Below are 19786 nucleotides of genomic sequence, written 5' to 3'. Positions count from 1 at the left end.
CACCGGTCCTATTCATTGTCTTGGTCTGCAGATTGTGATTCCAGGTATTGTTCCACATCAGCCTGGTCGGCAGCATTCCTGGCTTCCTTAACAGACAATCCAATGCGTTTTTCGTTAGGGTCGATGCTGATGATCTTGACCATTACCTGGTCTCCTGCCTTGACTACATCCTCCGGTTTTTCCACCCGGTAGTCGGCCAACTGAGAAATATGAACCAGGCCATCCACGCCCGGATCCAATTCTACAAAAGCGCCGAAAGGAGCTATTCTGACCACCGTGCCTTCGACTATATCATTTTGGTGATATTTTTCCAGAGCCAATTCCCACGGGCTCTTCAAGAGCTTTTTGCGGCTTAATGATACTCGCTCTTTTTCCCTATCCAGGCCGAGGATATATACTTCGATCTCATCGCCTTCACTGAGGATGTCAGCGGGGTGCTCTACCCGGCGGTGGTCTAGTTCGGAAACATGCAAGAGTCCTTCATAACCGCCCAAATCAATAAATGCACCATAATCTACGATGCGCTTAACTTTGCCTGAACGGGTTTGTCCTTCAGCGATACTCTGCCAGAATTCAGCCTTCTGGCGATTCTTTTCTTCCAGCACCAATTCCCGGCGAGATAAGACCACTTGTGAGCCGCGGCGTTTGTTGCGATTGAACTCAATGATATTGAACAACATGGTCTGTCCAATATAGTCATCCAGGTTCTTTACATAGCCATCATCCACATGGGATGCAGGCAGAAAGCCTACCACTCCGACATCAGCCAGAAGTCCGCCTTTTACACTCTCCACTACCGTGCCCTCCACGGGGCGTTTTTCATTAAAGGCCACTTCTAACTCATCCAGGGTTTTTTTGAAATCGACCTTCTTCTTGGAGAGCAAGATGGTGCCGTCGTCATCCCATTTTAACACCAGGACTTCGATTTCGTCCCCAACCTGAACCAGCTCACGAGCCGAGCCGACATCCTTCAAAGACATCTCGCGGAGCGGAATCACGCCTTCAGATTTACCGCCGACATCCACCATGACTTCATCATCCAACACTTGAACGACCGTGCCCTTTATCACTTCTCCCCGACTGGGAGTTGCTAGACCTGCCATTTCAGCCTCAAGTTTGGCAAAGGATTCCTCGTTGCCCGGCTTCTCTCCGGCTTGAATCTGAACATCCTTTTCTTCTTCGTAACCTGTCATCCTACTCATTACCTCCTTAATAATCCAGTCCGGAGTAGAAGCACCTGCAGTAATACCGACTGCCTTAGATTTACTGAACCACTCTGGCTTCAATTCTGAGGCATCCTCGATCCTGTAAGTATTGACCCCGGTATTTAAACACTCTTGAACAAGAGTGGCAGTATTAGAGCTGTGAGGATCTCCGATCACCAGCATCAGATCGACTCGCCCGCTCAGTTCCCGAGCTGCTTTAATGCGCTTGGCAGTTGCCGAGCAAATAGTGTTGAATACTCTTACTTCGTTAGCCCGGGTAAGGAGACTCTGAACCATCTGATAGTAATCCCTGGCCTCTTTGGTGGTCTGGCTTACTACCGCGACCTTATTCACATGAGGCAGCTTTTCGGCCTCATGGCCGTCTTTGACCACCTGTGCACTCTTGCACCAACCCAGTATGCCCTGAACCTCGGGGTGTTTTTCATCCCCAAATATTACCACACTATAACCCTGTTTATCCATTTCGGCAGTCAATTGCTGTATCCTGGACACTCGCGGACAAGTGGCATCTTTGACCACCAATCCCTGCCTTTCAGCCTGACTGATGATATCTGGCGAAGACCCGTGTGAACGAATCACAATGGTCTGCCCGGGCTTTAGCTGCTCAAAGCTGTCTACTGGTATGATGCCCTGTTGGGACAGATTTTCAACCACAGCCTGATTGTGAACCAAGGGTCCCAGAGTGTAGCATCCCTCCGCAGAAGAGGCCTCTTGGGCGAGTTTGACGGCCCGTTTGACCCCCGCACAAAAACCGGCATGGCTTGCTAATTGGGTGTGCACCTGTTTTACCCCACAAATATAATAAATTCTAAAGATCTTGGATAAATCCTTCTTTAATTACGCAAAAGTATACTAATTTGCGCCATAATATTCTCACTTATTGTTCCCAGCAAGGCAGAACTATACTTTTCCTGGCGGTATTCCGCCATGTCAAGGGGAGGTCCTATGCGCACCCGCAAAGGGCGACGCCACCCACAGGGGAACCATCCTTCTGTACCGCTGATGGCAACCGGCACCACCTCCGCTCCACTTTTCAAAGCCAGCATAGCCACCCCGGGTTGAATGCTGGTTTCAGCAACTACCTTGCGCCGCGCTCCTTCAGGGAAAATCCCCAACATTTCGCCTTCTTTAAGCATCTGCAGGGCTTGCCTGATGGCATTGCGGTCCGCTGTCCCTCTCTGCACCGGGAAGGCATTCAATCCCCGGCAGATTGAACCTAAAAGCCAATTATGGAACAATTCCGCTTTGGCCATAAAATGTATCGGCCTCGGTAAGGCCACTCCTACCAGTATAGGATCCCAATTGCTGACATGATTAGCGGCTATAATAACCGGGCCTTTTTGGGGTAGGTTATGTAATCCCTCTATTTTCAAACCAAGTATAAGTAAAAATAATCTAAAAAAGCCCCGGATAACAACATAAAACATGTCAAGCCCCTCGAATCTTCTCCAGGATGACAGCCAACACTTTATCTTCACTCAAGTCGCTGGTATCCACAATGATATGATCCGGCAAAACTCTCAATGCGCCGACGGGCCGTTGGGAGTCGATCTGATCCCTTTTGACGATTTCTTCCCGAACCGTATCGATGTCAGCAGTATAACCTCGGGTTTGCATTTCCCTGACCCGGCGCCGGGTGCGCGCTTCTAGGCTGGCGGTCAAATAGAATTTAAAATCAGCATCGGGCAACACAAATTCACCTATATCCCGGCCGTCCATAACTACCGAATCAGAGCAAGCCAGGGCTTGCTGCTGCTTGACCATGACCTTTCTCACCCCGGAATGAGCGGATACTAACGACACCGCCGCACTGACCTGGGGCGAGCGAATTTGGCTGGTAACATCTTGTCCGTCACTGAAAATTAACTGCCCTTCGAATTGGGTTTGGAAATGCATATTTGTGGTAATTGCCAGCTGTTCCAAAAGGTTGGAGTCGTTGAGGTCAATACCTTGTTGCAGGGCTTTAAGAGTGAGGGCTCGATACATCGCACCGGTATCAACATAGGTAAAGTTCAATTCATTGGCTAATCTACGCGCCACGGTGCTTTTCCCAGCACCTGCCGGACCATCAATCGCAATCTTCATTCGTTTACCACCCACATATGCTCGTATCTATTTTAGCATACCTACAACCGCTGCAACAGCTTGCCAAAAAAGTTTTTAGGCTCTTTCGCAGCCATCGGTCAGATTACTTAAAAGCGTCCAAAACTGCGGGAAAGAGATGTCAACCGCCTCAGCCTGGCTGATAGAGGTATCCCCTTTAGCCACTAGAGCAGCTATAGCCAGGCTCATCGCAATACGGTGATCTCCATAGCTTGCGACCCGGTTCCCTTTCAGTCCCCCAGGCCTGCCCTTGATGATCAAGCCTTGTGGCATCTCTTCAATGCAAGCCCCCATCTTGTTGAGTTCACTGCAGATAACTGCCAGTCGGTCCGACTCCTTGACCCTTAGCTCGGCAGCCCCCTCCACCCTTGATTCTCCCTCGGCTACAGCCATGGCCACGGCCAACACCGGGATCTCATCGACCAGCCGTGGCACTAATGCTCCCTCGACCACCGCAGCCTGCAAAGGCGCGCTTCTCACCAACAGGTCCGCCACTGGCTCCCCTCCTATTACCCGGCGATTCTCCAGAGTAATATCAGCTCCCATGGATTTCAGGACCTCGATAACCCCGCATCGGGTCGGGTTGACGCCCACATTACGGATAAGCAGTTCTGAGCCCGGCACTATGCTTGCGGCCACGATGAAAAAGGCCGCTGAGCTTATATCTCCCGGCACCTTAAATTCTTGTGGCTGCAAAGTGCGGCCTGGTTTAAGAGTTATTTTCCCGGATTCTGCCTGCAGATCAGCTCCCATGACTGCAAGCATGCGCTCGCTGTGATCCCGGGAAGGTTCCGGCTCTAGTAAAAGAGTGGGGCCTTGAGCCTGCAAGCCGGCTAGTAGGAGCGCGGTCTTAAGCTGCGCGCTGCTAACCGGAAGTTGATATTGGATCCCTCTCAGCGGTGCCCCATTTACTGCTAAAGGGGCCAGGCCGTTGTGCCGCGCGGAGATCTTGGCCCCCATCCGTTCCAGAGGTTCGATGATCCTTCTCATAGGCCGTCGGCGCAGGGAGTCATCTCCACTTAATATCGATAAGAATGGTCTTCCAGCCAGAAGCCCGGTCAGCAGACGCATAGTGGTGCCCGAATTGCCACAGTCCAATACCTTTTCCGGCTCCTGCAAACCTTGCCAACCATTGCCCCGCACCACCAAGCGTCCTTGCTCCGCCTTGATATCCACCCCTAATTGGCGCAAGCAATTGCAGGTAGATCTGGTATCCTGGGCTTCGAGGCAATTATGCACACTGCCCTCACCTTGTGCCAGGGCTGAAAAGATAAGGGCGCGATGCGATATCGACTTGTCCGCGCTGACCTCCAAATCCCCTTTAAGGGAATGGCATGGGCTGAGCTTCATTTCCACTATAGTTACCTCCTATTTGATCCAGGCCTTGATATGTTCTTCACCCAGGGCTTGTACCGCCCGCCCGGCCGCTTCGTCATCAGGGACACTTATACGTATGGTGCCACCGTCACCTTCTCTAATCCTCAGAATCTCCAGATCAACTATGTTAACCTGGCATGATCCCAGGATATTCCCCAACTTTCCTATTACTCCAGGTTCATCGGGGACTATACAGATTATATCACTGCAACTGCCCACCAGGCCCCGCTGCCAGGCAGGTATTTGCGCCCTGATGGTGCGAGCCTGCTCCAGCCAGGCCAAAACTTCTTCCCGGTTGCTAGCCCTTATCGCCTGGCGCATACGCTCCAGTTCATTAATCAGTTTTTCCAGTTCCGAACTAATATAATGCGCATTGCTAAAAATGATGTCCTGCCACAGCGTGGGGCTGCCTGAAGCCACCCGAGTGGTGTCCCGGAATCCTCCCGCAGCCATCATCATGGCCCGGCGCTCTCCTCGGGTGACATTTACCAGCGCCGCCGCAGCCAGGTGGGGGACATGACTGACCTGAGCGGTGATCAAGTCATGCAGGGCAGCATCAATCACATGCACCTTGGCTCCGGTGAGCTCGATTAAACGGCTCAATCTTTCAACCGCAGTCCGGGAGGCGTGTTCTGCCGGGGTCAATATATAGAGAGCGTTTTCAAACAGGTAGCGATCTGCCCCCTGAATACCGGCTGTTTCCGAACCTGCCATAGGGTGTCCGCCGATGCCGCAAATCTCACCGGGCAGACCCTCAAATAAAGCCGCCACTTTGGTCTTGGTACTGCCTACATCGGTTATCACCGTGCCTGGCCGCACAAAGGGAAGTATATCCCGCAATATCTGTGGATAAGCGGACATAGGGGAACATAGGAATATCACATCAGCACCAGCGACCGCTTCATGAAGAGCTGGGCTGGCGTCAATGGCACCCATCTTTATAGCCTGCTCCACGGCCTCTGCACTTTTATCCAGGCCGGTTATCCCTTTTACCAGAGGCGCTCCCTGCAAGGCCAGGCCAAGTGATCCTCCTATCAAACCGAGACCTATGATGAGAACTTCTTCAGCCATCAGCCTTTTCGCCACCTTCCAGTTTTATACCCAGGGCTGCCGACATCTGGTCCAACCTGTTCATCAAGGCCTGGAATTTTTCTGGGGTTAAGGACTGCGGACCATCTGACCAAGCTTCGGTGGGATTCTGATGCACTTCGATCATCAGGCCGTCACACCCCGCGCCAACCGCAGCCAGGGCCATAGGTTCCACTAAACGCCATTTACCCGTGCCATGGCTGGGATCTACTATCACCGGCAGGTGGGTCAGATGTTTTATTATGGGTACTGCACTCAGGTCCAGGGTGTTGCGGGTATAGGATTCAAAGCTGCGAATGCCGCGCTCACACATGATCACCTGCGGATTGCCGCTGGAAATGATATATTCCGCGGCCATGATCCATTCCTCGATGGTAGCTGCCGGACCGCGCTTGAGCATTACCGGTTTGCCGATCTTGCCCAGCTCACGGAGCAGAAAGTAGTTCTGCATGTTACGTGCTCCCACCTGCAGGATATCGGCATACTCAGCTACCATTTCCAGGTGGCGTGGATCCATAACCTCGGTAACAACCGGCAGTCCGGTGTGCTGGCTGGCCTCAGCCAGGATCTTTAAGCCTTCCACTTCCATGCCCTGGAAGGAATATGGGGAAGTGCGGGGCTTAAATGCCCCTCCGCGCAGCATGGTCGCACCTGCAGCCTTTACCAGCTTGGCCACCTGCAGATATTTTTCCATCCCCTCCACTGCACAAGGACCGGCAATAACAGTGAGTGTTCCTCCACCCAGTTTGCGCCCTTTGACCTCGATAACGGTCTTTTCCTTAAATTCCTTTGATGCTAGTTTAAAAGGCTGCACGATCGGGACCACCCGTTCCACCCCGGCTATGGTCTCAAACAGGTCCAGGTCTTCCTGAGTACGGTTGCCTACCGCACCGATGATAGTGCGCTCCACCCCCTGGGAAAGGTGCACTTGAAAATGGCACTCACGCAGTTTGGATTGCACCAGTTCAATCAGTTCTGGATCTACGTTTTTTTCCATCACGATAATCATAAAAAAACCTCCTTGCACAGTGAGGAGGAGTGGAAAACTTAAAACCATTGGCATATCGCCAATGGTCGATCCATTGTCGTTATTCCCACCATCCTGCCGTACTGCTGTTTTATCGGACTTGAGTACCTACCTACCTACCTACCTACCTACCCAGGATAACTTATAGTCTGCTGTATAGCAAGTCTAAATTGAACCAGCGGTTGTTACCGCAATCAGGCTGCCACCCGTTCATTGGCTGCAGCCAGGTAGATTCCGGCCAGAATCAAACCGCCACCGGTCAGTTGATACCAGAGCAAGGCTTCATTGAAAATGAACCACCCCAGTATACTGGCCAAAACCGATTCTCCCAGGATGGAAACCGCGACCAGCGGCGCTTTAACAAATTTCAAAGCCCAGTTCAATACCGCATGTCCACCCAGACCGGGGCCCAGGCCCATCAGTACGAAAAGCAACCAGTCCCCAGCCGGATAGCCGCTGAGGGGAAGCTTCATTATGGTGGAGCACAGGAGGATGACCAGGGCAGCTATCCCAGAGACCACCAGAGTATAATCCAGGATTTCTACCCGGGCGCGGACCTGCCGACCTATCAATAGATATACGGCTACAAAAAAGCCGCTGGCCAGTGCCAGCATATCGCCTAACAGTTTTCCGTGGCCCAGGTCACCGCCAACAATCAGGCCTGAACCAGTCAAGGCTGCCAACACCCCGACGATAGCCCAACGGTTCAATCGCTCCTGGAGAATAAAGGCTGAGAAAGCCAAAACAAAGATGACCTGTAAATTGGTAAATAAGACTGAGCTGGAGATGCTGGTGTAGGCTAGCGAACTGATCCAAAATGCCAGATGCAGGGCCAGGAATAAGCCCGATAAGGCCATCAGAGCCATGTCATGCCGACTGAGTTGGCCTATGCCAGAAAGATTGCGGCCTTTCAAGGCCGCAGCCAAAGCGGTGGTGGTAGCCAAACGGTACAAGGCTATGATCAAGGCCGGGGCAGAACACCAGCGTATCATGATAGACGAGGTGGACATGCAGAGGACTCCGAAGAAAATGGCCAGATAGACCGCAGCCGGATTCATCGTTCGACCCCTAAATAGGATTGTATCACCCGGGGGTCGCGTTTGATCGCATCCGGATCGCCTTCTGCGATCTTGCGCCCGTAGTCCAGAACTGCGATCTGTTCACAGATGTTCATCACCAGATGCATGTCATGCTCCACCAATAGAATGGTGAGCTGCATATCATCGCGAATTTTCCAGATCAGGTCCATGAGTTCGAGCTTCTCAGAACTGTTCATTCCCGCCGCCGGTTCATCAAGGAGCAGCAGGGAAGGAACTGCAGCCAGGGCGCGCGCGATTTCCAGGCGCCGCTGTTCTCCGTAAGAAAGGCTCTGTGCATATTCCATGCGTTTTGCATAGAGGCCCATCATATCGATAAGAGCTTCCGCTTTTTCCTGGGATTGACTCTGCTCGCGGGAGTAGGAAGGCAGACCCAGAAGGCTGGCCAAGAGACCTGCAGAGCGGTTCCAATTCGCTGCAACTTTGACATTATCAATTACTGACAGGCGGTTGAAAAGACGAATGTTCTGAAAAGTTCTTCCTATTCCGAGCCTGGCCACCTTGTGTGAAGACAGGGCTGCTATAGGTTGGTCTTGAAAGATCAGTCTGCCTTCGGTAGGGGGATATATTCCGGTGATAACATTGAATAGAGTAGTTTTCCCGGCACCATTCGGACCGATGATGCCGAAGATGGAGTTCTGCTCCACCTGCAGGTCGATGCTGTCCAAAGCCCGAAGGCCCCCGAACTCCTGACTCACCCCCTGAAGTTCTAAGACTGGCATGGTTTCACCTCTCTCTCCCGCTTAGGTTTTAGCAAATCGTAGAGGCGAATGTTTCCTAAAAGACCATTAGGCCGGAATATCATCAAGATGACCAAAAGGGCGCCATAAAACAGCATGCGGTATTCGGCTACCACACGCAGCATCTCCGGCAGGATCGTAAGAATGGTTGCACCCAGGATAGCTCCGGGTATGCTTCCCAGACCACCTAAGACCACCATATTGAGTATCTCTATGGAGCGCATGAAGTCGAAATCCTGAGGGCTGATATAATACATATAATGGGCATACAGGGCACCTCCCAATCCTCCCAGGAAAGCCCCTAATACAAAAGACAGAACCTTCAAATGGGTGGTGTTGATTCCGCAAGCCTCAGCCGCGATCTCATTTTCCCTGATGGCATACATGGCTTTGCCTATTCGCGAAGATAATAATCGCTGGGTAAAGAATATAACTACAATGGTGGTGATCATCACCAGAGTAAAAGAGGTCTGCTGCGGAATACCCGACAAGCCCACCGCTTTGCCGCCTGGTTCAAAGTTCAGGAAAAACACCCGTACGATCTCGGCAAAACCGATAGTTACAATAGCCAGGTAATCCCCCTCCAGGCGCAACGCAGGCAGGCCGATAATGAATCCAAAGAAGGCCGCCACGGCTGCTCCAGCCAGTAATGCTGCCCAAAAAGGTGCTCCCAACTTCAAGGTCACTATGGCCGAGGTGTAAGCCCCCAGACTCATAAATCCGGCATGGCCCATGGACAACTGCCCGGTCACCCCGGTGGTTATATTGAGCCCCATGGCCATGATAATATTTATGCCTAAAAGGATTATGATGCGAAGATAATAAGGATCGATGATTCCCGTGATCCATTGTTCCAATTGTCTCACCTAAACCTTTTTGTTTTTTTTCTCTCCCAAGATGCCCTGCGGACGCAGTATTAAGACCAGGATCAAGATGCCAAAAGCAATCGCATCTTTAAATGAAGAAGAAATGTAAGCTACTCCCATAATTTCCATGATACCCAGGGTGAGGCCTCCCAGCATAGCACCGGGAATCGAGCCGATGCCGCCCAAGACCGCAGCTGCAAAGGCCTTAAGTCCGGCCATAGTTCCCATATACGGCCACACCGCATTGTAATAAACACCTACCATCACACCCCCGGCAGCGGCTAAGGCCGACCCGATGGCGAAAGTGTATGATATGACCCGGTTAACGTTTATTCCCATCAGAGCAGCTGCATCGAGATCCTGTGAGCAGGCCCGCATGGCCTTGCCGATACGGGTTCTGCGCACCAAAAATTGCAGTCCGATCATTAAACCAGCGGAAACCAGTAATATGACCACTTGCATGGAAGAAACCTGTATCGGCCCTAGTGAATATGAACTCAGATCAACCACGGCCGGATAACGCCTGGTGTTCACCCCGGCAATCAAGGCCATCAGGGTGGATAGGAATATTGAGGCCCCCAAGGCACTGATCAAGGGTGACAGGCGCGACGATTTGCCCCGTAGAGGCCGATAAGCGATTCTCTCCACCAAGACCCCCAGAACCATACATACCGCCATAGCTCCCACCATAGCAATTCCCAGGTTGACATCCCAGGTTATGACCAGGAACAGGCCTACGAAGGCTCCTACCATGTAAATCTCCCCGTGGGCGAAATTGATCAATTGTACAATGCCATATACCATGGTATATCCCAGGGCGATCAATGCATAGGTACTGCCCAGGGTAAGACCATTAAGCAACTGCTGCCATAACATATGCTTCTTCCTTTACTGATACTTGTCCCTATTAGACCATACATCAACACACTGGCAGGGCTCTATAAGCAATTTCTGCCACCAGGTTCATATATGAGCTAAGACGAATGGCGAACAGAGCTGGCAGCCCGGTGTAAGCGGGCCGCCAGATATCATGTTCTACTGTTGGGGTGCGCTAGTGGGTACCTTTTCCAGCAAGGCCGGGAATTTGTCACCTTTCACGGTTAACAAGAAAACCGGGCTCTTGAGCGGTTCACGATCCGGGAGGAAGGTGGTATTACCGGAAACGCCCGGATAATCCTTAAGTTTAGCCAATTCAGTCTTGAAGACCTTGGGGTCGCTGCTATTGGCCGCTTCCATGGCCTTGGCAATTATCATCACCGCATCATAGTACTGGGCTGAAAACATATCAGGGTCTTCATTGTATTTAGCCCGATAAGCTTTGATGAAGGCGTCTGTTTCAGGGCTGGGCTGGTCTGCCGAGAAGCCGGCATAAAATATGACTTTTTCTTCCACCGCAGTGCCGCCCAATTTCTTCAGGTCTTCACCATACAGCCCGTCACCACCGACCATGACAATATCCAAACCCTGTTTCTGAGCTTCCAGCATAATCAGAGCTGCTTCAGTGTAGTAACCGGTAAACACCAAGACCTGCGGGTTAGCTTGTTTCAGCTTGGTCACCTGGGCGGTGAAATCAGTCTCTTTGTCATTGATCGACTCTTCCAATACTATTTTGCCGCCCTTCTCCTCAATAGCGGTTTTGAACACCGGGGTGAGAGCAGTGCTGTAACCATTGTTCATTGAGGTAATTATGGCGATATTCTTCCATCCCTTGGTGTTGATCATCCAATCCACCACTGAGGGAGCAGCGAACTTGTCCAATAGAGTATTGCGGAAAACAAAGTCCCCGATCTCAACTACACCGGTACCGGTAGCACCTGCGGAAAATATAACCACCTGGTTCTTCTGAGCGATGTCAGCGGCTATTTTGGTCAGGCCGGTGGCCGGGTCACCGATCATAGCCGAGACTTTGTCAACCGTGGCATATTTAGTGGCAATGTTGGCTATTTCACGGGAATCGCCCTTATTGTCCTCATATATGCCTTCCAACTTCTTGCCCAACACTCCGCCCTTGGCATTGACCTCCTCAATGGCCATCTTCATGCCCTTTTCTCCAGGTATACCATAGTTGGCGTTGTTGACGGTCTTGGCACCCAGAAATCCAAGTTTAATGGTTTCAGCAGCCGGGGCTGGCGCCTTGGTATCGTTGCATCCTGGTACCAGAGCCACCAGCATGATCAGGCACAACACCAGGGCCCAGTTTCTAGCGGTTTTTCTTTTCAATTCCAATACCTCCCTGTAAATAGAATGACAACGATTCTAACCTTCTCCCCCTTCCCAATCAATTCAACAGAATAGAATATTCCCCACAATTCTGCAGAATTCCTGCTAATTGAAAGCAACCTGGCACCGGTGAGGTTTCCGGCCAAGCAGGGAAATTGCAGTTCAGTTGCGAATAATTCTAGCATTATATTACAATTTGGTCTAGCTTGCGCTCCATTTACAGACGCTGGGCAAAGAGTGAAAAACCGCAAATAAAGGAATAATAAATCCAGGGAGGTGCAGATGTGAAGGTATCTGATCGCATGTCTACAGAGGTATTTACCATCAGCATTGATGCCAATGTAAATGAGGCATTCCGTATCATGAAGGAGAAAAATATCCGCCGCCTGCCGGTTATGGACCAGGGACGCCTGGTGGGCATAATTACCCTGGGGGATCTAAACCAGGCTTCTCCCTCAGCCGCTACCAGTCTGAGCATTCATGAACTGAATTATCTTTTGGCCAGAACCAGGGTAAGAGACGTTTTCCCGCCTCATCAGGAGGTGATCACGGTAACCCCCCAGAACTATATTGAAACCGCGGCCAAGCTGATGCTGCAGCACCAGATCAGTGGTCTCCCGGTAATGGAAGGCGATAAACTGGTCGGTATTATAACCGAAACCGATCTGTTCCGCGCCCTGATCGACATTCTGGGGGTAAAGCGCCCGCATACGCGGATAGATACGCTGATCCCCGAAGGCCCCGGCAGTCTGGCTGAGATAACCGGTCTGATGGCCTCAAAGGGAATCAATATCATCAACACGGTGGTTTATTTCGATGACGCACTGAGCAAATACAAAGTCATCCTGCGCATCGAGGAATTGGATTATGAGCAAGTGGTCGAGGCTTTGCGCTCAAAAGGTTATGAGATCGAGTCGGTGCTGGTCGCCGAGGGAGGAGACTAGATATACTGCAGCCGGGCTTTTTTACTTGAGGTGGTGGTATTACAGCAAGGCTTGGGAAGCCGCCTGTTTAAGGTTTATTTGGGCGTGCCTTACCAGCTGTGTTGCCATCCTGGCAAAATTTTCCGGGGTCAAGGACTGTTTACCGTCTGATAAGGCTCGGTCTGGATCCTGATGCACCTCTACCATTACTCCATCCGCGCCGGCAGCCACAGCAGCCCTGGCAATGGGAGCCACCATTTTCCACTTGCCGGTGGCATGGCTGGGATCGACAATAATAGGCAGGTGTGAAAGCTGTTTAATCAGAGGCACCGCTCCGATATCCACGGTATTGCGAGTGTAGGCTTCAAAGGTGCGTATGCCCCGCTCACAGAGGATGATCTGCTTGTTGCCGCCTTTGAGGACATATTCAGCGGCCAGCAACCATTCCTCTATGGTCGCCGATAAACCACGCTTTAGCATGACCGGCTTGTCCAGTCGGCCTAGCTCTTCAAGAAGCGAATAATTCTGCATATTGCGGCTGCCTACCTGCAGGATGTCGATATGGGGGTACAGGGTATCTAGGTCCCTGACATCCATGATTTCAGTAATCACCGGCAAACCTGTTTCCAGCCGGGCCTGGGCTAGAATGTCGACCCCGCTGCGCCCCAACCCCTGAAAGGAATAAGGTGAAGTACGAGGCTTAAACAATCCTCCACGCAGAATGTCAGCACCCAGGTCCTTGAGATGGTGGGCCAGGTACAGATAATCATGTTTATTCTCCACCGCACAGGGACCAGCGATCACAGTGCAATATCCCTCACCGATGAGTACCTTTCGGGATGGGGTGACAATGGTGATGATAGTGTCAGTGGCGCAGTGATCCCGCGATGCAAGTTGAAATGGTTTCATCTTGACATAGCCTCCATACGAATTAGTATATCAAAACGCCCCATATTAAACGAATGGTTTTCTTCCAACGGGCTGGCTTTTCTTTGCGGGCATCTTCGGCGACTATGAAGAAAAAGTATGATATTTTATGTTGTAATGACTGCTAATATACTGCAAGGGGGGTTATGCGTTGAAACCGATGCGGGTGGCTTTGTGCCAGATGAGAGTGGGGACAGACAAAGGAAGAAATCTACATACTGCCCGGAATATGGTGAGGCAGGCCGCGGAACAGCAAGCCCAGATGATCATCCTGCCGGAAATATTTAATGCCCCCTATGAGGCTGCTCGGTTTGAGCAATACGCCGAGGCAATACCCGGCCCCAGCAGTGAAGCCCTGCAAGATATGGCCCGCGAGTACCAGGCTGTGCTTGTGGGGGGGTCTATCATCGAGCGGGACCGCGAGGGCAGATTATTCAATACCTGCCTGGTGTTTGGGGCAAACGGGGTTCTGCTCGCCCAACATCGTAAGGTACACCTATTTGATATCAACATTCCCGGCAAGCTTCGCTTCCAAGAATCGCAAACCCTATCCGCGGGTAATAATATTACCTTGTTTGAAGTTAATGGCTGGAAGGCTGCGGTCTTGATCTGCTATGACATCCGCTTTCCCGAAATGTTGCGCTTGGCAACCCTGGCCGGGGCTGATTTGCTCATCGTCCCGGCAGCTTTCAATCTTACTACCGGGCCCTTGCATTGGGAACTCTTAATGCGCAGCCGGGCTATGGACAGTCAGGCTTATGTCATAGCCTGCTCGCCAGCTCGGGATGAATCGGCATCTTATCAGGCCTGGGGCCATTCCATGCTGGTTGACCCCTGGGGCAGAATTATAGCTCAGGCTGACCAGGGGGAAGAGATCATTATGGGTGATTTAAAGCCCGGGGAGGTGGCTCGGGTGCGTGCTGAAATCCCGGTACTGGCCCAGCGCCGCAGCGATCTGTATGATACCATAGCTCGGAAGCCTGGGCTGATAATCGAAAGGAGAACTGACCGTGAAGGTTCATACTGAATATTTGTGGTTTAACACTCCCCACAAGCATGAATATGTTCGCATCACCGACCAGATCAAAGCAGCCTGCCGCAAGAGCGGTATACAGGAGGGCATGATACTGGTGAGTGCTATGCATATCACCGCCGGGGTATTTGTCAACGACAATGAACCGGGCATACTGGCCGACATAGCTGAAATGGTGGAGGAACTGGCCCCCTATGGTCCTGATTACCGACACCATCGCACCGGGGAAGACAACGGCGATGCTCATCTTAAAAGCATACTGGTTCATCATCAGATAATCGTGCCGGTCACCGGTGGCCGCCTGGATCTGGGGCCCTGGCAAGAGGTATTCTATGCTGAGTTCGATGGTCAAAGGGACAAGCGGGTGATAATCAAGGTTATGGGAGAATAGCTTAGTCTGACAGGTCCGGACGCAGACTCCTAGCCTGCCCCAAATAGATGTGCTTCATTTTATTCTGGGGTAGTTCGGTATTGAGATGTATCAAGACCCTGATACAAAGGGGCAGGGCTTCGGGCACTCCGATTTCCTGAAAACTGAGCAGAGGGACCTGATCCCAGCCCAGCAAACGCGCGGCCTGGGCAGGAAACGCCGAACACAGGTCGGGTGTGGCTGTAAATAGTATACTGGCGATATCCTCAGTCACAAAGTTATTGGCAGACTGCATGGCTGTCAGAAGTTCTTGTGTAGCAGCCAGAACCAGGTTTCTGTTGTCCTCAGGCACGGTCGTCGCCCCGCGAATGCCTCTCAACGGCACTTAGTCTTCCCCCTCAGCTATGAAACCGCCCGGTGTCCTAGACCGATACCGACTTCATCCAGATGCAAAAGGCCGATGCCAAAAAACAAGGCTACGCTGATATGGTCGCCAAAGCGAGCTATGCCGATCTTGCCGCCCACATTCAGTCCTAAAGCCTTGGGCATGATCTGAGCTATGGCTTCACGGGTGGCACCTGCCACCGCACCTTCATCAGCATGCAGGTCCTTGATCACTGCTTCCCTTTTCGCGGCAACTACAGCCCTTTCAACGATCTTCCCCACCGAAGTAACAAATTCACCGCCATAATCAACTGCCACCGCTTTTATATGAGCCTTCTCCAAAAGATCTTTCTTTAACTGGCTCTCTTCCTGGCGGGAAGACGATAACGCCATTCTAATGGCAGCACTGGCAACTTCCTTACTGCCGATCTCCATTAACATCACACCCTATTAAGAATATATCTCTATTTTACTATAATTTTCCCCACCATGACCATAGACTGATTGGCGGTGTATACCTGCCCTTGACGCGGATAGGCCAGATTGGGGGAGCGGTTTATCACCTGATATTCTACCGGAAAGTTGTAAGCGGTCGAATCGATTTCTATCACATCCTGCGGATTGACCTTCAGCTCGACTTTGGCGCTATTGAAAACGCTGTATTCTTGCCCGTTTACCAGGACCCTGGCCTTGGGCAGCGAGTTGAAGTCTTTGACACCCAGAACCAACAAGGCCGATGGCGCAGCTACCGCTTCCGTGACGGTGCTGGCGGCAGGAGTTTCGCCTTCCTGCTCCATATTGAGGGCCTGCCCCTCCATCCGTTCCGACCAACTCAGATAAAGGCGCGCCTGGTCGTTGGTCATTACGCCCTGCACAACCACCACCGCCACCAGGGCAATGACTACCACCCGCATCAATATCTGTTCCACTTTTTCAAAAAACTCGCGCACGATTTCATCTCCCCGGATTGCTTTTCTCTATCTTATGCCCCCCCCGCGCCATTTATCCATGGTCTCGACCGTGCCCGGAAGAGCCGGGGTGAATCTACATAAACCTGCGGGCATAAAGCAAAGGGACAGGCTCGTAATCTGTATGATTACGGTCTATCCCCTTATGTCCGGTTCGATTACTGCATCGGCCAGAAATGAAAATAGCTCTTACTTCCATTCCTTGCGGGCATAATCCACACCCACCAGAAAGGCTTCTTTGTTTTTGGCGATTATGGCCTCTTGCTTGCCTTTAAAAACCACATCCAGGTATTCCAGGGCCTGGTCAATATTCATCAAGCCCTGTTTTTCCACAAAAGCCCCTAATAGCACCATATTAGCTACCCGGGAAGTGCCTAGTTGGTCTGCCAGAAGGTTGACCGGCATCTGTAAAACCTCTACATCATCCCGCTGGGGAAGCCGGTCCACCATGGATGAATTAAGGACCAAGGTGCCGTTCGGTTTGATCTTATCCTCAAAACGGTCTAGAGAGGGACGATTCATTATTATGGCCGTCATAGGATTCTCGGTAAGGGGAGAACTGATCTCCTCATCGCTTATGGTGACCAGGCAGTTGGCGGTGCCGCCCCGCATCTCTGCCCCATAGGACAGTGCACAGGAGACTTCCTTGCCGGTGTGCATAGCCAGATGGGTCAAAAACTGCCCCATGGATATGACTCCCTGCCCTCCAAAGCCTGCAAATAAAACCTGTTGTTCTTTTGACATCGAGCTATTCTCCCTTCACCTTGAATTCCCCCAGTGGGTAATATGGTATCATATGCTCTTCCATCCATTTTAACGAATCAGCCGGGCTTAAACCCCAGTTGGTGGGACAGGTTGACAGGACCTCCACCAATGTGAAACCCAGGCCTTGGCCCTGGATCTGGAAGGCCTTTTTAATAGCTTTCTTGGTCTTGATTATATTGGCTGGACTATTGACCGCAGTGCGGCAGATATAAGCCGCACCCTCATTGCATGACAATAATTCGCACATTTTGGCAGGGTATCCCTCCCACTCTACCTTGCGGCCATACGGCGAGGTGGTGGTCACCTGTCCCAAGAGGGTGGTTGGGGCCATCTGCCCCCCGGTCATGCCGTATAGTGTGTTATTGACAAATATGGTGGTGATCTTTTCACCCCGCAGCGAGGCGTGCACGATTTCCCCCATGCCGATGGAAGCCAGGTCGCCATCTCCCTGATAGGTGAACAGATAGCGATCCGGCAGGAGGCGTTTAATTGCCGTGGCAATGGCTGGAGCCCTGCCGTGAGCCGCTTCCAGCATATCGCAATTAAAATAATCATAGGCCAGTACGGAACAGCCTACCGGGCAGATGCCAATGGTCTGTTCACGGATATTCAGTTCGTCCATTGCTTCCGCCACCAGGCGATGAATAATGCCATGGCTGCAACCCGGACAGTAGTGGTATTTGGCCCCGGTCAAACTCTCGGGTTTCTTAGCTATCATCTTCATATCAAGCCCTCCTTTGCGGCAATTACCAGCAGCTGCTGGGTAATCTCCTCGGGGTTGGGAGTTCTGGCAATTTCCCCGATGTAATGAATTGGGACCTTCCCCGCGGTGGCAAGCTTGATGTCTTCGATCATTTGGCCAGTGGTGCTGATCTCTATTGATACCATAGCTTTACAGGTCTGAGCTATCTTATTGACTACTCCATAAGGATAAGGCCATAACGTAATCGGTCTGATCAAACCGGTTTTTATTCCGAGGCTGCGGGCATTCATTACTGCTTTTTTAGCTATCCGGGCCATAATGCCATAGGCCACCAGGATGAGGTCAGCATCCTCGGTCAAGAATTCTTCACTTCTGATCTCCTGAGATCGTATGGCCTGGTATTTCTCGGTAAGATGTTGATTTCGGGTCTGAAGCTGTTCCACTGGCATGTGCAAGGTGTTCACAATATTCGGTTGGCGGCCAAGGCAACCGGTAATTGCCCAAGGCTTATCTACAAATTCTGTCACTTCATCACGTACCAGCACCGGTTCGATCAGGTTGCCCAGAGTGCCCTCGGCCATCAACATAACTGGGGTGCGGTGCTTATCGGCCAGCTCAAAGCCCAACATAGTCAAATCCATCATCTCTTGTGCGCTGGAGGGAGCTAAAACGATAATATAATAATCACCATGGCCGCCGCCGCGAGTGGCCTGGAAGTAATCAGCCTGGGAAGGCTGTATGCCTCCCAGTCCGGGTCCGCCCCGGCAGATGTCCACGATCAAGCAGGGCAGTTCCCCTTCCGCCAGAAAAGAGATGCCCTCTTGCTTAAGGCTTATTCCCGGACCGGATGAAGCCGTCATCACCCGGGCGCCTGTAGCGGCCCCTCCATAAACCATATTGATGGCTGCCAATTCACTTTCGGCCTGTACGAATACTCCACCGATAGTGGGCATTTTCCTGGCCATGTATTCGGCTATTTCGCTGGAAGGGGTTATAGGATACCCGAAAAAGCCTCTGCAACCCGCTCTGATAGCCCCTTCGGCAATGGCTTCATTTCCTTTCATTAACACCCGTTGCATCGGCTTATTCCCTCCCCACCTCAATAACCAAATCAGGGCACATCATGGCACATATCCCGCATCCGTTACAATCCTCTGGTTTAATCAAACCAACCGGATGGTAACCCAGAATATTGATACTTGTCTTATCAAATCCCATTATCTGCTTGGGGCAGAACAGTATGCATAACCCACAAGCTTTACAGCGATCACTGCTAAAAGTGACTATGCCCCTTGCCAAACTGCATTCCTCCCTTATATAACCCTACATCCATGACGGCCGCAGATAAAGATCTATTTTCTTCACCATTTCCCCAAATCGAAGCCGGGCCTGTTCATGAAATCCATCTGTAACAGTGAGTTGGGTAACGGGAACGCCGAGTTGAGCAGCAATATACTCAACCCGAAGATGCCCCTGTTCAATCACCTCAAAATCAGTAGCCTCCACCAGATGGGGATTGCTGATAATTCCAGAAATGAGGTGACGAGCATAACTCTCCAGCATGGTTTTAAGATCTCTTATTTCCTCTATATCCCAGGAAAAGGGGCGGTATGGATTTATGACCAGGTAGATGCGGAATTGCTGAGGGTCTATGAATCTGGCCAGATAGCCCAAGACTAGGGACCCGGCTTTATCTCCGGCAAGATCTACTACAGTATTGAAATTCTGTCTCAGGATACCAATAATACCAGGAGGCAGATTCGGTACATCCCCATAGGCCATGGCATTGTCTGGGGCCAACAGCTTGACATGGTTCTGTTCAAGAACCTTCGCGGTATCACGGGACACAAAATATGGGTTGGCCAGATCCAGGTCGGCCAGAACTGCAGCGCGATTTTGCTGGGCACACTCAATGGCATAGTTGACGGCTATCTCACTCTTGCCGCTGCCAAACGCACCTGCAAACAC

23 protein-coding genes are annotated in these 19786 nt (G+C 51.5%); 3 read left to right on the top strand and 20 right to left on the bottom strand.

Annotated features, from left to right (window positions below; translation table 11 throughout):
* Positions 1-8: 8 nt before the first annotated feature.
* The 11 genes from AC15IQ_RS08775 to AC15IQ_RS08725 all read right to left on the bottom strand — a co-directional run bounded on the left by AC15IQ_RS08775 (position 9) and on the right by AC15IQ_RS08725 (position 11745).
* Positions 9-2006 carry a bifunctional 4-hydroxy-3-methylbut-2-enyl diphosphate reductase/30S ribosomal protein S1 gene (locus AC15IQ_RS08775; RefSeq protein WP_483178580.1) on the bottom strand — a complete coding sequence of 666 codons (1998 nt, stop codon included), beginning with the start codon at positions 2004-2006 and terminating at the stop codon, positions 9-11.
* Positions 2007-2059: 53 nt separating this feature from the next.
* The gene (locus AC15IQ_RS08770) at positions 2060-2653 is read right to left on the bottom strand and encodes a lysophospholipid acyltransferase family protein (RefSeq protein WP_483178579.1); all 594 of its coding nucleotides are present in this window, start codon (positions 2651-2653) and stop codon (positions 2060-2062) included.
* A 1-nt stretch (position 2654) separates the two neighbouring features.
* A complete protein-coding gene (cmk, locus tag AC15IQ_RS08765; protein ID WP_483178578.1) occupies positions 2655-3311 on the bottom strand; it encodes a (d)CMP kinase in 657 nt (218 codons plus the stop codon).
* A gap of 75 nt (positions 3312-3386) precedes the next feature.
* Positions 3387-4679: a 3-phosphoshikimate 1-carboxyvinyltransferase gene (aroA, locus tag AC15IQ_RS08760; RefSeq protein WP_483178632.1), complete on the bottom strand. Its 1293-nt coding sequence runs from the start codon at positions 4677-4679 to the stop codon at positions 3387-3389.
* An 18-nt stretch (positions 4680-4697) separates the two neighbouring features.
* Positions 4698-5777 carry a prephenate dehydrogenase/arogenate dehydrogenase family protein gene (locus AC15IQ_RS08755; RefSeq protein WP_483178577.1) on the bottom strand — a complete coding sequence of 360 codons (1080 nt, stop codon included), beginning with the start codon at positions 5775-5777 and terminating at the stop codon, positions 4698-4700.
* Positions 5770-6804, bottom strand: coding sequence for a 3-deoxy-7-phosphoheptulonate synthase (gene aroF / locus AC15IQ_RS08750; protein ID WP_483178576.1), 1035 nt, complete (start codon positions 6802-6804; stop codon positions 5770-5772). Before aroF (AC15IQ_RS08750) ends, AC15IQ_RS08755 begins: the two co-directional genes overlap by 8 nt.
* 212 nt (positions 6805-7016) lie before the next feature.
* A complete protein-coding gene (locus tag AC15IQ_RS08745; RefSeq protein WP_483178575.1) occupies positions 7017-7880 on the bottom strand; it encodes a DMT family transporter in 864 nt (287 codons plus the stop codon).
* Positions 7877-8641: an ABC transporter ATP-binding protein gene (locus AC15IQ_RS08740; protein ID WP_483178574.1), complete on the bottom strand. Its 765-nt coding sequence runs from the start codon at positions 8639-8641 to the stop codon at positions 7877-7879. The genes AC15IQ_RS08745 and AC15IQ_RS08740 overlap by 4 nt, the downstream gene beginning before the upstream one ends.
* Positions 8629-9525, bottom strand: a complete 897-nt coding sequence (locus AC15IQ_RS08735) for a branched-chain amino acid ABC transporter permease (protein ID WP_483178573.1) — start codon at positions 9523-9525, stop codon at positions 8629-8631. Before AC15IQ_RS08735 ends, AC15IQ_RS08740 begins: the two co-directional genes overlap by 13 nt.
* Complete coding sequence (locus tag AC15IQ_RS08730) at positions 9526-10401, bottom strand: branched-chain amino acid ABC transporter permease (RefSeq protein ID WP_483178572.1); 876 nt, start codon at positions 10399-10401, stop codon at positions 9526-9528. It abuts the gene before it with no gap.
* Positions 10402-10560: 159 nt separating this feature from the next.
* Positions 10561-11745 (bottom strand): ABC transporter substrate-binding protein, encoded by a 1185-nt coding sequence (locus tag AC15IQ_RS08725; RefSeq protein WP_483178571.1) that lies wholly within the window; start codon positions 11743-11745, stop codon positions 10561-10563.
* 284 nt (positions 11746-12029) lie between these two features.
* Here AC15IQ_RS08725 and AC15IQ_RS08720 point away from each other — a divergent pair, with 284 nt between their 5' ends.
* Positions 12030-12689 carry a CBS and ACT domain-containing protein gene (locus AC15IQ_RS08720; RefSeq protein ID WP_483178570.1) on the top strand — a complete coding sequence of 220 codons (660 nt, stop codon included), beginning with the start codon at positions 12030-12032 and terminating at the stop codon, positions 12687-12689.
* A 39-nt stretch (positions 12690-12728) separates the two neighbouring features.
* On the opposite strand, the gene aroF (AC15IQ_RS08715) is transcribed toward AC15IQ_RS08720, so the two are convergent.
* Complete coding sequence (aroF, locus tag AC15IQ_RS08715; RefSeq protein ID WP_483178569.1) at positions 12729-13577, bottom strand: 3-deoxy-7-phosphoheptulonate synthase; 849 nt, start codon at positions 13575-13577, stop codon at positions 12729-12731.
* Positions 13578-13755: 178 nt separating this feature from the next.
* Here aroF (AC15IQ_RS08715) and AC15IQ_RS08710 point away from each other — a divergent pair, with 178 nt between their 5' ends.
* Complete coding sequence (locus AC15IQ_RS08710; RefSeq protein ID WP_483178631.1) at positions 13756-14622, top strand: carbon-nitrogen hydrolase family protein; 867 nt, start codon at positions 13756-13758, stop codon at positions 14620-14622.
* Positions 14606-15019: a secondary thiamine-phosphate synthase enzyme YjbQ gene (locus AC15IQ_RS08705; protein WP_483178568.1), complete on the top strand. Its 414-nt coding sequence runs from the start codon at positions 14606-14608 to the stop codon at positions 15017-15019. The genes AC15IQ_RS08710 and AC15IQ_RS08705 overlap by 17 nt, the downstream gene beginning before the upstream one ends.
* A 1-nt stretch (position 15020) precedes the next feature.
* Here AC15IQ_RS08705 and aroH read toward each other — a convergent pair whose 3' ends face one another.
* From aroH to AC15IQ_RS08665, 8 genes are all read right to left on the bottom strand, one after another.
* On the bottom strand, positions 15021-15383 hold the full coding sequence (gene aroH / locus AC15IQ_RS08700) for a chorismate mutase (RefSeq protein WP_483178567.1): 363 nt from the start codon (positions 15381-15383) through the stop codon (positions 15021-15023).
* A gap of 17 nt (positions 15384-15400) precedes the next feature.
* Positions 15401-15817: a HutP family protein gene (locus tag AC15IQ_RS08695; RefSeq protein WP_483178566.1), complete on the bottom strand. Its 417-nt coding sequence runs from the start codon at positions 15815-15817 to the stop codon at positions 15401-15403.
* Positions 15818-15846: 29 nt separating this feature from the next.
* Positions 15847-16332, bottom strand: coding sequence for a hypothetical protein (locus AC15IQ_RS08690; RefSeq protein WP_483178565.1), 486 nt, complete (start codon positions 16330-16332; stop codon positions 15847-15849).
* Between the two features lie 207 nt (positions 16333-16539).
* On the bottom strand, positions 16540-17094 hold the full coding sequence (locus tag AC15IQ_RS08685; RefSeq protein WP_483178564.1) for a 2-oxoacid:acceptor oxidoreductase family protein: 555 nt from the start codon (positions 17092-17094) through the stop codon (positions 16540-16542).
* A 4-nt stretch (positions 17095-17098) separates the two neighbouring features.
* Complete coding sequence (locus AC15IQ_RS08680; RefSeq protein WP_483178563.1) at positions 17099-17839, bottom strand: thiamine pyrophosphate-dependent enzyme; 741 nt, start codon at positions 17837-17839, stop codon at positions 17099-17101.
* Complete coding sequence (gene vorB, locus AC15IQ_RS08675; protein ID WP_483178562.1) at positions 17836-18897, bottom strand: 3-methyl-2-oxobutanoate dehydrogenase subunit VorB; 1062 nt, start codon at positions 18895-18897, stop codon at positions 17836-17838. Before vorB ends, AC15IQ_RS08680 begins: the two co-directional genes overlap by 4 nt.
* 4 nt (positions 18898-18901) lie before the next feature.
* Positions 18902-19117, bottom strand: coding sequence for a 4Fe-4S binding protein (locus AC15IQ_RS08670; RefSeq protein ID WP_483178561.1), 216 nt, complete (start codon positions 19115-19117; stop codon positions 18902-18904).
* Between the two features lie 24 nt (positions 19118-19141).
* Entirely contained in the window at positions 19142-19786 is a 645-nt protein-coding gene (locus AC15IQ_RS08665) for a hypothetical protein (protein ID WP_483178560.1), read from the bottom strand.

This window comes from Syntrophomonas sp. DTU019 (genome assembly GCA_913757435.1).
In the GTDB taxonomy this organism is placed as follows: domain Bacteria; phylum Bacillota; class Syntrophomonadia; order Syntrophomonadales; family Syntrophomonadaceae; genus DTU019.
Note: the sequence above shows the minus strand (reverse complement) of the source record. Positions and strands in the feature narration are given on the sequence as shown.

Coding starts and splice junctions, on each gene's coding strand:
- AC15IQ_RS08685 (WP_483178564.1), bottom strand. CDS start 17,094: ATGTCAAAAGAACAACAGGTTTTATTTGCAGGCTTTGGAGGGCAGGGA.
- aroA (WP_483178632.1), bottom strand. CDS start 4,679: ATGAAGCTCAGCCCATGCCATTCCCTTAAAGGGGATTTGGAGGTCAGC.
- AC15IQ_RS08770 (WP_483178579.1), bottom strand. CDS start 2,653: ATGTTTTATGTTGTTATCCGGGGCTTTTTTAGATTATTTTTACTTATA.
- AC15IQ_RS08755 (WP_483178577.1), bottom strand. CDS start 5,777: ATGGCTGAAGAAGTTCTCATCATAGGTCTCGGTTTGATAGGAGGATCA.
- AC15IQ_RS08740 (WP_483178574.1), bottom strand. CDS start 8,641: ATGCCAGTCTTAGAACTTCAGGGGGTGAGTCAGGAGTTCGGGGGCCTT.
- AC15IQ_RS08745 (WP_483178575.1), bottom strand. CDS start 7,880: ATGAATCCGGCTGCGGTCTATCTGGCCATTTTCTTCGGAGTCCTCTGC.
- AC15IQ_RS08680 (WP_483178563.1), bottom strand. CDS start 17,839: ATGAAGATGATAGCTAAGAAACCCGAGAGTTTGACCGGGGCCAAATAC.
- aroF (WP_483178569.1), bottom strand. CDS start 13,577: ATGAAACCATTTCAACTTGCATCGCGGGATCACTGCGCCACTGACACT.
- AC15IQ_RS08695 (WP_483178566.1), bottom strand. CDS start 15,817: ATGGAGATCGGCAGTAAGGAAGTTGCCAGTGCTGCCATTAGAATGGCG.
- cmk (WP_483178578.1), bottom strand. CDS start 3,311: ATGAAGATTGCGATTGATGGTCCGGCAGGTGCTGGGAAAAGCACCGTG.
- aroF (WP_483178576.1), bottom strand. CDS start 6,804: ATGATTATCGTGATGGAAAAAAACGTAGATCCAGAACTGATTGAACTG.
- AC15IQ_RS08730 (WP_483178572.1), bottom strand. CDS start 10,401: ATGTTATGGCAGCAGTTGCTTAATGGTCTTACCCTGGGCAGTACCTAT.
- AC15IQ_RS08710 (WP_483178631.1), top strand. CDS start 13,756: ATGCGGGTGGCTTTGTGCCAGATGAGAGTGGGGACAGACAAAGGAAGA.
- vorB (WP_483178562.1), bottom strand. CDS start 18,897: ATGCAACGGGTGTTAATGAAAGGAAATGAAGCCATTGCCGAAGGGGCT.